The following is a 12495-nucleotide window of genomic DNA, read 5'->3' as shown; positions in this document are numbered from 1 at the left end:
TGGTTCATGGATTGGCTCGGATTCACCATCGTCATTCTCTGCCTGCTCGTCTCCGGCTTCTTCGCCGCGAGCGAGACCGCACTGACCGGCGCCTCGCGCGCCAGCATGCTGCGGCTCTCCAAGCAGGGTAATCGCGACGCCGACGTGGTCTCGCAGCTGCTCGACATGCGCGAGCGCCTGATCGGTGCGCTGCTGCTCGGCAACAACATCGCCAATATCAGTGCATCCGCGCTGGCCACCAGCATCTTCACGGCCTGGTTCGGCGACGTCGGCGTGCTCTATGCCACCGGCTTGATGACCGCACTGGTCGTGATCTTCGCCGAGGTGCTGCCCAAGACCATCGCAATCAACGCGCCCGACCGCATGGCGCTGGCAGTCGCCCGCCCGATGCGGCTGACGATGTACGTGCTGGGGCCGTTGCTGCGGATCGTGGAAGTCATCGTGCGGCTGTTGATGCGCCTGTTTGGCCTTGCCGGCGAGCACCAGGCGATCCTGTCGCCGACCGAGCGCCTCCGCGGCGCGGTCGACCTGCTGCATCATGAAGGCAAGTTCGAGAAGCTGGACCGCGACATGCTCGGCGGGCTGCTCGATCTGCGCGAGCTCCAGGTCTCCGACGTCATGATCCATCGCACCGAGATGACGATGATCAACGCCGATCTGCCGCCGGAGGATCTGGTGCGCGAGGTGCTGGCGGCCGAATACACCCGCATCCCGCTGTGGCGCGAGAAGCCGGAAAACATCATCGGCGTGCTCCACGCCAAGGATCTGCTGCGCGCGATCCGCGCGGCCGACGGCGAGACCTCGCGCATCGACGTCTCCACCATCGCGCTACCGCCCTGGTTCGTGCCGGAGATGCGGCCCGTCTCCGAGCAGCTCAAGGCGTTCCGCCGCCGCAAGACCCATTTCGCCCTGGTCGTCGACGAGTACGGCGAAGTGGAAGGTCTCGTGACGCTGGAAGACATTCTGGAAGAGATCGTTGGCGACATTTCCGACGAGCATGACGTCGTGGTCGCGGGCGTGCGCGCCCAGCCGGACGGCTCGGTCGTCGTCGACGGCTCGGTGCCGATCCGCGACCTCAACCGCGCCATGGACTGGCACCTGCCTGACGAAGAGGCAACGACGGTCGCCGGCCTCGTCATTCACGAGGCGCGCTCGATCCCCGACCGCGGCCAGAGTTTCACCTTCCACGGCTTCCGCTTCCGCGTCCTCCGCCGTGAACGCAACCGCATCACCGCACTCCGTATTTCACCGGTGCCGCGCGAGACGGAAATGGAAGAAGCCAAGCGGCGGCGGGCCGGGACGTCGTTTTGATTCCTCGGTCATTCCGGGGCGATGCGAAGCATCGAACTATGGTGCGCAATTGCGCACCTGAGAATCTCGAGATTCCGGGTTCGGCTCTTCGAGCCGCCCCGGAATGACCAAGCTAATTTTCTCCCGGCGCTTGCGCGTGGATCGCCAGCGCGTGCACGCTGCCTGCGAGTTCCGCGGCCAGTGCCGAATTTATCATGCGGTGGCGATCGACCCGGCTCTTCCCTTTGAAGCCCTGAGACACGATATATACGCGGAAGTGCGTCTCGCCGCTCGGCCGATGGCCGGCGTGGCCCTCATGCAAATGTGACTCGTCGACGACTTGCAGGCTTTCCGGCGTGAAAGCTTCCTGCAACTTGTTGCTGATAGTGTCTCTCATAGCCATGGGTGTGCCTTAAGGTGCGCGACCGCACTCCGTCAATTGCGTAGGCTGCCCTTGGGTAGCCGTTCTTCAGGACGCCGAGGCGAAGCTTCGGCTATGTGTTTTCAGCTAATTGCAATGTCAAGACTTGAAGGTTTTTGCATTGCGTAGTCAAAGTCAGCCATGCCGATTGATTCATCAAAGTTCTTCGACTCCATCCGGGTCAAGCCGAAAGGCAAGCAGCCGGAAGTGAAGCCGCGCGACGCCGTGGTCAATTGCGAATGGACCGGGTGTCAGAACAAGGGCGCGCATCGTGCGCCCAAGGGTCGCGACAATCAGCGTGAGTACTGGCACTTCTGCCTGAACCACGTGCGCGAGTACAACCAGAACTACAATTTCTTTTCCGGCATGAATGCCGACGCTGTCGCGCGCTATCAGAAGGATGCACTGACCGGTCATCGTCCGACCTGGAAGATGGGCGCCAATGGCGGCGTCAAGAAAGGCGCGGAAGCCGAGATCGACGGCGCCTTCGATCCGTTCAGCATGTTCCAGGAGCTCAACGGCCGCACCGGCTGGCGCGCCGGGCCGCAGGCCGCGCCCAAGGCCGAGACGCGCAAGATCATGAATGCCGAGCGCAAGGCGCTCCAGGTGATGGGCCTCGGCCCCGAGTCCACGCTCGCCGACGTCAAGTCCAAGTACAAGGCGCTGGTGAAGCAGCACCACCCCGACGCCAACGGCGGCGACCGCTCCACCGAGGACCGCCTGATCGAGATCATCAAGGCGTATAATTACCTGAAGACCGTGGTGCGCGAGGCCTGAGGCCGCGCCTCTGTCTTCCCTTCTCCCCTTGTGGGAGAAGGTGGCGCGAAGCGCCGGATGAGGGGTTGCTTCCTCAAATTCCAATGCAAGGGATTGTGCGGGGAGAGAACCCCTCACCCGTCTCGCCGCTGCGCGGCGAGCCACCCTCTCCCACAACGGGAGAGGGAAAGAACGCCGTTCCATCCAGGCTACGTTTCATCACGCCTCCGGCATCGCCCCCACATATGACGAGCTCGGCCGGATCAGCCGTCCCGTCCGCTGCTGCTCGCGCGCATGCGCCGTCCACCCGGCTGCGCGCGCCACCGCGAAGATCGGCGTGAAGGCCTGCCTCGGGATCGCCAGCGCATCGAGCAGGATCGCGGTGAAGAACTCCACATTGGTCTCCAGCGGCCGGTCCGGGTTCTTCTTGCGCAGCGCGCTGCGGATATAGGCTTCGACCTCGCCGGCAAACGGCAGGTCGGCGCCGTCCGAGGCCAGCGCCTCGATCGCGGTCTTGAGCACGTCGGCGCGGGGATCGCGCACGCGATAGACGCGGTGGCCGAAACCCATCATCCGCTCGCCGCGGGCCAGTGCCGCGTCCACCCAGGGCTGGATGCGCTCGCGCGAGCCGATCGCGTCGAGCATTTCCAGCACCGGCTCCGGCGCGCCGCCATGCAGCGGACCCGTCAGCGCGCAATAGCCGGCGGTGACGGCGGCAAACAGATCTGCCTGCGTTGAGGCCACCACGCGGGCGGTGAAGGTCGAGGCGTTCATGCCGTGGTCGCTCGCGGTGACGAGGTAGGCGTCCAGCGCCGTGACCTCGCGTGGTTCAGGCGCGCGCCCGTGCAGCATGCGAAGCGTATCGGCAGCATGGCTCACGTTCGGATCGGGCGCCACGGGATCGAGACCCCTAGCGCGGCGGACGAGCGCGCCCGCAATCACCGGGAATGCGCCGACGATCGTCGCCTCATGAGCGAGGCCGTGCTCGGCGCGAAGTCCCGCGACCGCCGCGCGAAACCCGTCGATAATGCCCATGCCGCGCGTTGCCGGCAGCAACTCATCCAGCCGCGCGAAGGCGCGCTCGCGTGCGGCGCCCAGGCTCGCGCGCACATTGGCTTCGTTCAGCGTGGTCGTGCTGGCGCCGTTCCAGAGCCGGGCGGTGACGCCCTCAAAGCTCGACTGGCTCGCCAGTCGGCCAACATGCTCGCCTGCGATGATCAACTCGCCGCGCTCGCCGTCGACATGGCTCAGCACGGTTTCGGCCGCGGGAACGCCGTCCAGCCCGATCTGGCTTTTGGTGAGGTGGATGTTCATGGCCCAAATCTCCTTTGCACCAGCCAAGGTCAGGCCTCTCGACAGATTGATCAATCTTGATTACATAAATCAATATGAAAAATTCCGAGGAGCTCTACCTGTCGGCCAGGGAAGCCGCCGCCGAGCTCGCGATCTCGCCGGCCACGCTCTACGCCTATGTCAGTCGCGGCCTGGTTCGCTCCGAGCCGACGCCGGACTCGCGCAAGAACCGCTATCGCGCCGAGGACGTCCGGGCGCTGAAGGAGCGCCGGGTGCCGTCGCCGGAGCCGCGCGGTCTGCGCAGCTTCGATGCCGATCTGCCGGTTATGGACACGGAGATCTCCACCATCACCGAGGACGGCGCGATCTATCGCGGCGTCAATTGCGTCGATCTCGCCGAGCACGACACGCTGGAGCACACCGCAACGCTTCTGTGGGACGTCTCCGGCGTCGATCCCTTTGCGCCGGATAATCAGCCCGCGGTGTCCGATGAGATGCGCCTGATCGCGCAGGCCGCGCGGCGCGCCGCGCCGATCGATCGTGCCATTGCCGTGCTGGCGCTCGCATCGAGCGCCGATCCCCGCGCCTTCACCCGCGCGCATGATGGACGTGCGATGGTCGGTGCGCGCATCGTCCGGCTCCTGGTCGCGACCATGCTCAACACGGAGCCGTCCGCCGAGCCGCTGCACCAGCAGATCGCGAGGGCCTGGGCGCCCGACAACAAGCACGCGGCCGATCTCATCCGCCGCGCGCTGGTTCTGCTCGCCGAGCATGAATTGAACGCGTCCACCTTCACCGCGCGCTGCGCAGCCTCGACCGGCCTCAATCTTTATGATTCCGTCATCGCCGGCCTCGCCGCCCTGAAGGGGCCGAAGCACGGCGGCGCCGGCGTGCTCGCCTCGCAGCTCGTCAAGACGCTGGTGGATCGTGACGTCGAGCCAATGGTCCGCGAACGCGTCGCGCTCGGCGAACGCTTTGCCGGCTTCGGTCACGGCGTCTACAAGCGGGGCGATCGGCGCGCGCAGTCGCTGCTGAATGCCCTGAGCCGCGCCGGCGCACCGCGCAAATTCACCAAGGAGGTGCCGGAGCGGATCGCGGAGGCGACCGGCGAACTCGTCAATATCGACTACGCGCTCGCGGTGCTCGTGCACGCGCTGCGCCTGCCGGCCGGAAGCGAGCTCGCTTTGTTTGCGATGGCCCGCAGCGTCGGCTGGATCGCACATGCCAGCGAGCAGCTGCAGTTCGGCAAGCTGATCAGGCCTAGGGCGCGTTATGTTGGGCCTGCACCGGGGCGACGGGCAGGGGGGCCGGACGCAAAGGCCTAGATCATACGTGCGGGCATGCGTGTCAGCTCAGACTCCCCGCAAAGCGCTCCGCGAGCTTGTTCTTCTTGAATGCATCCGCCACCCAGTCCACGAAGGCTCTCGTCTTTGCCGGCACCAGCTTGCGCGAGGCATGGTAGATCGAGATCGCGCCGGCGTCGCAGTACCAGCGCGGCACGAGGCGCAGCAGCGAACCGTTTTCAAGCGCGGGCAGGGTGTCGGCGGTTGCGAGCATGGCGACCCCGAGGCCCAATAATGCCGCCTCACGCATCGCAGCGGGATCGTTGACCACGATCGCCTCGGAGAGCGAGGCCTGAATTTCCCGACCTGAAACGTCGCGCATCGACCAGTGCCGAATGCGCCCGGTCTGCAGCGAGCGCATGACGATGCCGTCCAGTGTCGCCAATTCGTCCGGCTTGGTCGGAAATGTTCGTCCCGACATATAGGCTGGAGACGCCACGGCGACGATGTGTGCCGGCGCAATTGTTCGGCTCACGAGACCGGGGGACAACTCGAATCCGCCTCCGATTGCGGCGTCGTAGCCTTCACCGACGAGATCGACTTGGCGATTCTCGAAGTGCCACTCGGCGCGTACCCGTGGATAACGGGCCAGGAAACCGGGAAGCAGCGGCAGGATATGGCCTATGCCGAATGTCGGCGGCAGGCTCACCTTGAGAAGGCCAGCCGGCTCATTGCTCCCCGTCGATATCCCAGTAATCGCTGCCTGCAGTCCCTCCAAATTGTCGGCGATCGCTGCGCGGAACGTCTCCCCGGCCTCCGTCAGCGTCAGCTTTCGCGTGGATCGATGAAACAGCCGGACGCCCAGATTGCGCTCCAGCATCGCGACATTGCGGCTGACAGCAGCCGGCGTCACCGACAGACGCCGACCTGCCTCGGAAAAGCTGCCGCATTCCGCGCTGCGGAGGAAGGATTCCAGATTAGCCAGCGTTTCCATCAGCTCATTCAAAAGTAATCGTTGAAAATCTTACTACCAAGTCCCCTCTAATCAAGGGGGAATGGTTGCGCCATTTTGAGGTCACTGATCAGTCGATCTGATCTCCATACATCTCGGGAGCATCTTCCATGTCCACCATCGGCATTATCGGCGCGGGCAATATCGGCCGCGCCATCGCCCGGGCGTTCGCGCGTAAGGGCATCGCCACGACCTTGTCTAACAGCCGCGGTCCGGAGAGCTTGGCGACGGCTGTGGCCGACATCGGTCGGCTCGTGACCGCCGGCACTCGCGAGGAGGCGGCCGCCAAGGATATCGTGTTCGTCGCGGTCAACTGGTCGAAGCTGCCTGGCGCGCTTGCGGGCCTGCCGCCGTTCGGCGGCCGCATCGTGGTTGATGCCAACAATCCGATCGAGGCGCCGCTATTCAAGCCGGCTGAACTCGGTGGTCGCGCCTCGTCGGAGGTCTTCGCCGATCTGGTGCCCGGCGCGCGGGTAGTGAAGGCATTCAATCATCTGCTGTCAGAACTCCTCGCAGCTGACCCGACCACCGATGGAGGCAAGCGCGTGCTGTTCTACTCGGGAGATGATGCCGGAGCTAAGACCGCCGTCGGCGCGCTGATCGAACAACTCGGATTCTTCGGCATCGATCTTGGCTCGCTCGCGATCGGCGGAAGGTTGACCCAGTTTCCGGGTGGCCCGCTTCCCGCGTTGAACCTGGTCAAGTTCGATTGATCATCCGTCGCGGATATTCGCCGACAATGATGTGAAGAAAGGCTGCAACATGACAACCGGCAATATCGAATTCGACCATCTGCTTCGTTCAAATCTGGAGCGCGTGTTCAACGAGCGCGACGAGGACAAGCGGCGAGCGGCCATAGCCGAGTTGTTCGTCGATGAGCCCGTCATGTACGAGCCGATGAATATCGTCCGCGGGCGGGCAGAAATATCGAGGATCGCGGGAGATCTTTTGAAGCAGTTCGGGCCGACTTTCAGGTTCGTGCCCGATGGCGCGGCTGTCGGGCATCACGGCTTGGGCCATCTAGCCTGGCACGCCGGGCCCGAGCACGGCCCGACCACCGTGACAGGGGCCGACGTGGCTGAAGTCGAAAATGGTAGAATCTCGCGGCTGTGGGTACTTCTCAATACGCCTTGAGAGAAGGTCGCGACGCTGGCGCTAGATCTGCGGCTTCGCCGCGGCGACAGCGCTGCCGTTCCGCCGGCGATAGATCCAGACCGCCAGGCTCAGAACGATCGCGACGCCGATCACGGTCAGGATCCAGATGTGCTTGCCGATATGCCCGTGATGCGGCAGCCCGGCGTATTCGTGCAGGGCCGACACTGCCAAAACACCCGGCAGCACATGCGCGGGTGCCCAGACCAGGATTGCCGGGATGTTGATGGCGTAGAAGCGGGCCGGGGGCATGCCCAGCGCGCCCGCCGTGACCGGGACGAAGGCACGGATCGGCGGCACGAAGCGGGCGAAGAACACCGCCCAGGTGCCGAAGCGGTGGAAGAAAGTCTCGCTCTGTTCGACCACGCGCGGATAATTGGTCAGCGGCCAGGTGTTGAGGATCTCCCGTTGCTGCCGGTGCCCGATCCAGTAAGCCGAACCGTCGCCGAGCACTGCGCCGAGCGCCGCCGCCAGCAACACCCATTGCAGCCTGAGCTCGCCGCCCGGGATCAGGGCGCTCAGCGCCAGGATGATGGTCGAGCCGGGGATCACCGACCCCACCACTGGAACCGCCTCCAGCAGGGCCGCCAGGAACAGGGTCAGATAGGCCAGCCACGCATGGGCCGAGACGAATGAAATGAGGGGATCGAGAAAGGACGTCACATCGTCTCTATGGTGGGATTGGGTCTCGGGGTTCGGACCCTGCATTCGGACCCTACATAAGTAACGAGCGGCGGTAAAAGTGCCACCCGCGTGGGCAGGACGTGCCTTCCGCACGAAATTCAGGCGTGATTCGCAGGGCAGCCTTCCAAAAATCGCGTTCCTTGCCTATCTAAATGAAAAGACAACGGAACTTTGATTGGGGGGCGGGCTTCTGCCCGCACGTTGTCTCTGATAGGTTCGCAACAGCACCCAGCCGCAGCCAACGTGCAATAACTGGTCTCGGGATCGCCCGGGACCTCGGAGGATTGATGACGACCGCCGCGATGTCCAAAGTTGAGGAAGTTTCCGGTTTGCCCGACATGAAGGTGTCGGTGCGCCAGGTGTTCGGGATCGACAGCGATCTCGAAGTCCCCGCTTATTCCGAAGTCGATCCTCACGTCCCCGAAGTCGATTCCGATTACCGCTTCGATCGCGCCACCACGCTCGCCATTCTGGCCGGCTTCGCCCACAACCGCCGCGTCATGGTCACGGGCTATCACGGCACCGGCAAATCCACCCATATCGAGCAGGTCGCCGCGCGGCTGAACTGGCCCTGCGTGCGCGTCAACCTCGACAGCCACATCAGCCGTATCGACCTCGTCGGCAAGGACTCGATCGTGGTCCGCGACGGCAAGCAGGTCACCGAATTCCGCGACGGTATCCTGCCCTGGGCGCTCCAGCATAATGTCGCGCTGGTGTTCGATGAATACGACGCCGGCCGTCCGGACGTGATGTTCGTGATCCAGCGCGTGCTGGAAGTCTCCGGCCGCCTGACGCTGCTCGACCAGAACAAGGTGATCAAGCCGCATCCGGCATTCCGCATGTTCTCGACCGCCAACACCGTCGGCCTCGGCGACACCTCGGGCCTCTATCATGGTACCCAGCAGATCAACCAGGGCCAGATGGACCGCTGGTCGATCGTCACCACGCTGAACTATCTCAGCCATGACGAGGAAGTGGAGATCGTGCTGGCCAAGGCCAAGCACTATCGCACCACGGAGGGCCGCGACATCGTCAACAAGATGGTTCGCCTCGCCGATCTCACCCGCAACGCCTTCGCCAATGGCGATCTGTCGACGGTGATGAGCCCGCGCACGGTGATCACCTGGGCCGAGAACGCCGACATCTTCGGCGACATCGGATTTGCGTTCCGGGTCACCTTCCTCAACAAGTGCGACGAGCTCGAACGTCCCCTCGTCGCCGAGTTCTACCAGCGCTGCTTCAACGCGGAGCTGCCGGAATCGGCGGTGAACGTGGCGCTCAGCTGAGATTTGAGATGTCGTCCCGGACAAGCGAACTCCTGGCGGCGCGAAGCGCCGTCTGGAGGAAGCGCAGATCCGGGACCCATAACCACGGGGCGTGGTTGTCGCGAAGATCGGGGCCGTCAGTGTGCTCAATAACTGCATGCGGTGGTTATGGGTCCTGGCCTTCGCCAGGACGACGGTGAGATCGAGATGAGCACCACCTCCAACTCCAAATTCCGCAACACCAAGGAAGCTCCGACCGAGCCGTTCAAGCGCTCGGTGGCCTCCTGCCTGAAGGCGATCGCCAAGGCGCCCGAGCTCGATGTCAGCTTCGCCGCCGAGCGCCCCGGGCTCGCACCGGGCAAGGCGCGGCTGCCCGAGCCCGCGCGAAAGATGACCAGGCGTGACGCCGCGATCGTGCGCGGCCATGCCGATTCGATCGCGCTCAAGCTCGCCTGTCACGATCCGAAGCTGCATCGCAAGCTGATGCCCGGCAATCCGCAGGCGCGCGGCGTGTTCGAGGCGGTGGAGCAGGCCCGTGTCGAGGCGATCGGCGCGCGGCGCATGGCGGGCGTTGCGAAAAACCTCACCGCGATGCTCGACGACCATTTCCATCGCGGCAAGTTCGACGAGATCACCGATCGCGCCGACGCGCCGCTCGCCGACGCCTTGGCGATGCTGGTGCGCGAACGCTTGACCGGCATGGCGCCGCCGGCGGCCGCCAAGAAGATGGTCGATCTCTGGCGTCCCATCCTCGAAGACAAGATCGGCAGGCGCCTCGACCGGCTCGACACCGTGGTCGAGGACCAGACCAGGTTCGGCGATGCCGTGCATGATCTCCTGACGGCGCTCGAGATTGGCGACGAGCGCAGCGCCGACAGCGAAGACAATGACGAGAACGACGAGAACCAGGACGGCGACAACGATCAGTCCGGCGCCGAGGGCTCGCCCGATTCCGACGCCGCGCAGGAGATGAGCGCCGATCAGGCCCAGGCGTCGAGCGAGGAGATGAGCGAGAGCGCGATGGAAAGCGCGCAGGCCTCGACCTCCGACACCTTCGACGACGGCGAGCTCGGCGACGACGAGACGCCGGGCGAGGCAACGCGGCCGAATTCGCATGGCAAAAACGAGCCGCGCGGGCCGGAATATCACGCCTTCGCGCCGAAGTTCGACGAGATCATCGCCGCCGAAGACCTCTGCGACCATGACGAGCTGGAGCGCCTGCGCGCCTATCTCGACAAGCAGCTCGCCCATCTGCAGGGCATCGTCGCCCGTCTCGCCAACCGCCTCCAGAGGCGCTTGATGGCGCAGCAGAACCGCGCCTGGGAGTTCGATCTCGAAGAGGGCATTCTCGACCCCGCGCGGCTGTCGCGCGTGGTGACCGATCCCTATCACCCGCTGTCCTTCATGCACGAGAAGGAGGCGACGTTCCGCGACACCGTGGTGACGCTGCTGCTCGACAATTCCGGCTCGATGCGCGGCAGGCCCATCACGGTCGCGGCGACCTGCGCCGACATCCTCGCCCGCACGCTGGAGCGCTGCGGCGTCAAGGTCGAGATTCTCGGCTTCACGACGCGCGCCTGGAAGGGCGGGCAATCGCGCGAGGCGTGGCTTGCCGCCGGCAAGCCGGCCAGTCCCGGCCGCCTCAACGATCTCCGCCACATCATCTACAAGTCGGCCGACGCCCCGTGGCGTCGCGCGCGTAAGAATCTCGGCCTGATGATGCGCGAGGGGCTGCTGAAGGAGAACATCGACGGTGAGGCGCTCGATTGGGCGCACAAGCGCCTGCTCGGCCGGCCCGAGCAGCGCAAGATCCTGATGATGATCTCGGACGGCGCGCCGGTCGACGATTCCACGCTGTCGGTCAATCCCGGCAACTACCTCGAGCGGCACCTGCGCCACATCATCGAGGAGATCGAGACCCGCTCGCCGGTCGAGCTGATCGCGATCGGCATCGGCCATGACGTGACGCGCTATTATCGCCGCGCGGTGACGATCGTGGACGCCGAAGAGCTCGGCGGCGCCATCACCGAAAAACTCGCCGAACTCTTCAGCGAGACCAACACCGCGCCAACGCAGCCGGCCGGTCGCCCGCGACGCAAACTGCATTCGTGAGCAACCATCGATCCCGCCGCAGCTTTATCGGCCACGCGGCGGCGGGATTTTCCACTCTCGCACTGTCTCGGCTGGCGCAGGCGCAGCCCGCGCCGAAGCCGGCGCTCATCGAGCACGCCGTCGCCGCGCCTGTCGGCATCGAGGTCAACGCGCGGCCGATTCCCAATTTCGAGCCGCGCGACCGCGCGCGCACGCGCTTCGGCTCGCTGGATTATCGCGGCGGCCTGGTGCTGACCTCGCCGCATCGCGGCTTCGGCGGCCTGTCCGGCTTCCGCTTCCTCGACACCAAAGGCGAGCGCTTCCTCGCGATGTCCGACCAGGGCACCTGGTTCACCGGTCGCATCCGCTATTCCGGGCGGAGCATGGCGGGTCTCGACGACGTCGAGGCCGCGCCGGTGCTCAATGCGCAGGGGCGGCCGATCACGGAGAAGCGGCTGTGGTACGACACCGAGGCGCTCGCGCGTGACGGCGACCTTGTCTATGTCGGGCTCGAGCGCGTCAACCAGATCATGCGGTTCGATTTCTCGAAGGGCGGCACTCGCGCCCGCGGCGAGGTGCTGCCGACGCCGCCGGCGGTGCGAAAGTTGCCCTATAATAAAGGGCTCGAGGCGCTGGTGTTCGTCCCCAAGGGGCAGCCGCTCGCGGGGACCTTGATCGCGCTGTCGGAAGGCGGCTTCGATGCCGACGGCAATCTGATCGGATTTCTGATCGGCGGCCCGACGCCCGGCCAGTTCAGCGTTCGCCGCACCGACCAGCAGCTCATCAGCGACGCCGTGCTGCTGCCCTCGGGCGATCTCCTGATTCTCGAACGCAAATTCTCCTGGTTCACTGGCGTCGATATCCGCATCCGCGCGATTCCCCTGAAATCGATCGCGCCGGGCGCATTGGTGGACGGCCCCGTGCTGTTCAAGGCCGATCTCGGCCACGAGATCGACAACATGGAAGGCATCGACGCCCACGTCACGCCCGAGGGCGAGACCGTGCTGACGCTGGTGTCCGACGACAATTTCTCGATGCTCCAGCGCACCCTGCTGCTGCAGTTCGCGCTGGTGGAATAGCCGCAATGCATCCTCCGCCAGCCGCCATGCCCGTCGCGCGGCTGGCAATCCGCGCATCGCTCACTACACTCTCTCCAACTCCCGCCCTCCATCCCCCGAAAATCAATGCTCCGCAGCACGATTCCCGGCGGCGTGCCTTCGAACTCGGTCGCCTGATATTTGCGTCCGG

12 protein-coding genes and 1 pseudogene are annotated in these 12495 nt (G+C 65.0%); 8 read left to right on the top strand and 5 right to left on the bottom strand.

Annotated elements, in window-relative coordinates; translation table 11 throughout:
• Positions 1–6: 6 nt before the first annotated feature.
• The gene (locus AC0L3P_RS15735; protein ID WP_275172731.1) at positions 7–1311 is read left to right on the top strand and encodes an HlyC/CorC family transporter; all 1305 of its coding nucleotides are present in this window, start codon (positions 7–9) and stop codon (positions 1309–1311) included.
• A 112-nt stretch (positions 1312–1423) separates the two neighbouring features.
• On the opposite strand, the gene AC0L3P_RS15730 is transcribed toward AC0L3P_RS15735, so the two are convergent.
• Positions 1424–1693, bottom strand: coding sequence for a BolA family protein (locus AC0L3P_RS15730; RefSeq protein WP_354063424.1), 270 nt, complete (start codon positions 1691–1693; stop codon positions 1424–1426).
• A 159-nt stretch (positions 1694–1852) separates the two neighbouring features.
• On the opposite strand from AC0L3P_RS15730, the gene AC0L3P_RS15725 reads away from it, so the two are divergent.
• Positions 1853–2488 carry a J domain-containing protein gene (locus AC0L3P_RS15725; protein ID WP_007599228.1) on the top strand — a complete coding sequence of 212 codons (636 nt, stop codon included), beginning with the start codon at positions 1853–1855 and terminating at the stop codon, positions 2486–2488.
• 198 nt (positions 2489–2686) lie between these two features.
• Here AC0L3P_RS15725 and AC0L3P_RS15720 read toward each other — a convergent pair whose 3' ends face one another.
• Positions 2687–3781, bottom strand: coding sequence for a citrate synthase/methylcitrate synthase (locus tag AC0L3P_RS15720; protein WP_354063426.1), 1095 nt, complete (start codon positions 3779–3781; stop codon positions 2687–2689).
• A gap of 74 nt (positions 3782–3855) precedes the next feature.
• Here AC0L3P_RS15720 and AC0L3P_RS15715 point away from each other — a divergent pair, with 74 nt between their 5' ends.
• Positions 3856–5085 (top strand): citrate/2-methylcitrate synthase, encoded by a 1230-nt coding sequence (locus AC0L3P_RS15715; protein ID WP_473302695.1) that lies wholly within the window; start codon positions 3856–3858, stop codon positions 5083–5085.
• Positions 5086–5107: 22 nt separating this feature from the next.
• Here AC0L3P_RS15715 and AC0L3P_RS15710 read toward each other — a convergent pair whose 3' ends face one another.
• The gene (locus AC0L3P_RS15710) at positions 5108–6037 is read right to left on the bottom strand and encodes a LysR substrate-binding domain-containing protein (RefSeq protein WP_473302693.1); all 930 of its coding nucleotides are present in this window, start codon (positions 6035–6037) and stop codon (positions 5108–5110) included.
• A 128-nt stretch (positions 6038–6165) separates the two neighbouring features.
• On the opposite strand from AC0L3P_RS15710, the gene AC0L3P_RS15705 reads away from it, so the two are divergent.
• Complete coding sequence (locus tag AC0L3P_RS15705) at positions 6166–6768, top strand: NADPH-dependent F420 reductase (protein WP_473302691.1); 603 nt, start codon at positions 6166–6168, stop codon at positions 6766–6768.
• 49 nt (positions 6769–6817) lie between these two features.
• The gene (locus AC0L3P_RS15700) at positions 6818–7189 is read left to right on the top strand and encodes a nuclear transport factor 2 family protein (protein WP_473302689.1); all 372 of its coding nucleotides are present in this window, start codon (positions 6818–6820) and stop codon (positions 7187–7189) included.
• 21 nt (positions 7190–7210) lie between these two features.
• On the opposite strand, the gene AC0L3P_RS15695 is transcribed toward AC0L3P_RS15700, so the two are convergent.
• A complete protein-coding gene (locus AC0L3P_RS15695) occupies positions 7211–7870 on the bottom strand; it encodes a DedA family protein (RefSeq protein ID WP_354063433.1) in 660 nt (219 codons plus the stop codon).
• Between the two features lie 308 nt (positions 7871–8178).
• Here AC0L3P_RS15695 and cobS point away from each other — a divergent pair, with 308 nt between their 5' ends.
• The 3 genes from cobS to AC0L3P_RS15680 all read left to right on the top strand — a co-directional run bounded on the left by cobS (position 8179) and on the right by AC0L3P_RS15680 (position 12326).
• The gene (cobS, locus tag AC0L3P_RS15690) at positions 8179–9177 is read left to right on the top strand and encodes a cobaltochelatase subunit CobS (RefSeq protein ID WP_275172738.1); all 999 of its coding nucleotides are present in this window, start codon (positions 8179–8181) and stop codon (positions 9175–9177) included.
• A gap of 186 nt (positions 9178–9363) precedes the next feature.
• On the top strand, positions 9364–11268 hold the full coding sequence (gene cobT, locus AC0L3P_RS15685; protein WP_473302686.1) for a cobaltochelatase subunit CobT: 1905 nt from the start codon (positions 9364–9366) through the stop codon (positions 11266–11268).
• Positions 11265–12326, top strand: coding sequence for an esterase-like activity of phytase family protein (locus AC0L3P_RS15680; RefSeq protein ID WP_473302684.1), 1062 nt, complete (start codon positions 11265–11267; stop codon positions 12324–12326). The genes cobT and AC0L3P_RS15680 overlap by 4 nt, the downstream gene beginning before the upstream one ends.
• 92 nt (positions 12327–12418) lie before the next feature.
• On the opposite strand, the pseudogene AC0L3P_RS15675 reads toward AC0L3P_RS15680, so the two are convergent.
• Positions 12419–12495: pseudogene (locus AC0L3P_RS15675) on the bottom strand (DUF1488 family protein); the annotation flags it as partial.

It is taken from the genome of Bradyrhizobium sp. WSM4874 (genome assembly GCF_055811835.1).
The sequence above is the reverse complement of the archived record's forward strand: the minus strand, read 5'-3'. Positions and strand labels throughout refer to the sequence as shown.

What these genes read in the sequence shown, in the direction of transcription:
- AC0L3P_RS15705 (WP_473302691.1), top strand. Translation starts at nt 6,166, where the DNA reads ATGTCCACCATCGGCATTATCGGCGCGGGCAATATCGGCCGCGCCATC.
- cobT (WP_473302686.1), top strand. Translation starts at nt 9,364, where the DNA reads ATGAGCACCACCTCCAACTCCAAATTCCGCAACACCAAGGAAGCTCCG.
- AC0L3P_RS15710 (WP_473302693.1), bottom strand. Translation starts at nt 6,037, where the DNA reads ATGGAAACGCTGGCTAATCTGGAATCCTTCCTCCGCAGCGCGGAATGC.
- AC0L3P_RS15715 (WP_473302695.1), top strand. Translation starts at nt 3,856, where the DNA reads ATGAAAAATTCCGAGGAGCTCTACCTGTCGGCCAGGGAAGCCGCCGCC.
- AC0L3P_RS15730 (WP_354063424.1), bottom strand. Translation starts at nt 1,693, where the DNA reads ATGGCTATGAGAGACACTATCAGCAACAAGTTGCAGGAAGCTTTCACG.
- AC0L3P_RS15700 (WP_473302689.1), top strand. Translation starts at nt 6,818, where the DNA reads ATGACAACCGGCAATATCGAATTCGACCATCTGCTTCGTTCAAATCTG.
- AC0L3P_RS15720 (WP_354063426.1), bottom strand. Translation starts at nt 3,781, where the DNA reads ATGAACATCCACCTCACCAAAAGCCAGATCGGGCTGGACGGCGTTCCC.
- AC0L3P_RS15735 (WP_275172731.1), top strand. Translation starts at nt 7, where the DNA reads ATGGATTGGCTCGGATTCACCATCGTCATTCTCTGCCTGCTCGTCTCC.
- AC0L3P_RS15725 (WP_007599228.1), top strand. Translation starts at nt 1,853, where the DNA reads ATGCCGATTGATTCATCAAAGTTCTTCGACTCCATCCGGGTCAAGCCG.
- cobS (WP_275172738.1), top strand. Translation starts at nt 8,179, where the DNA reads ATGACGACCGCCGCGATGTCCAAAGTTGAGGAAGTTTCCGGTTTGCCC.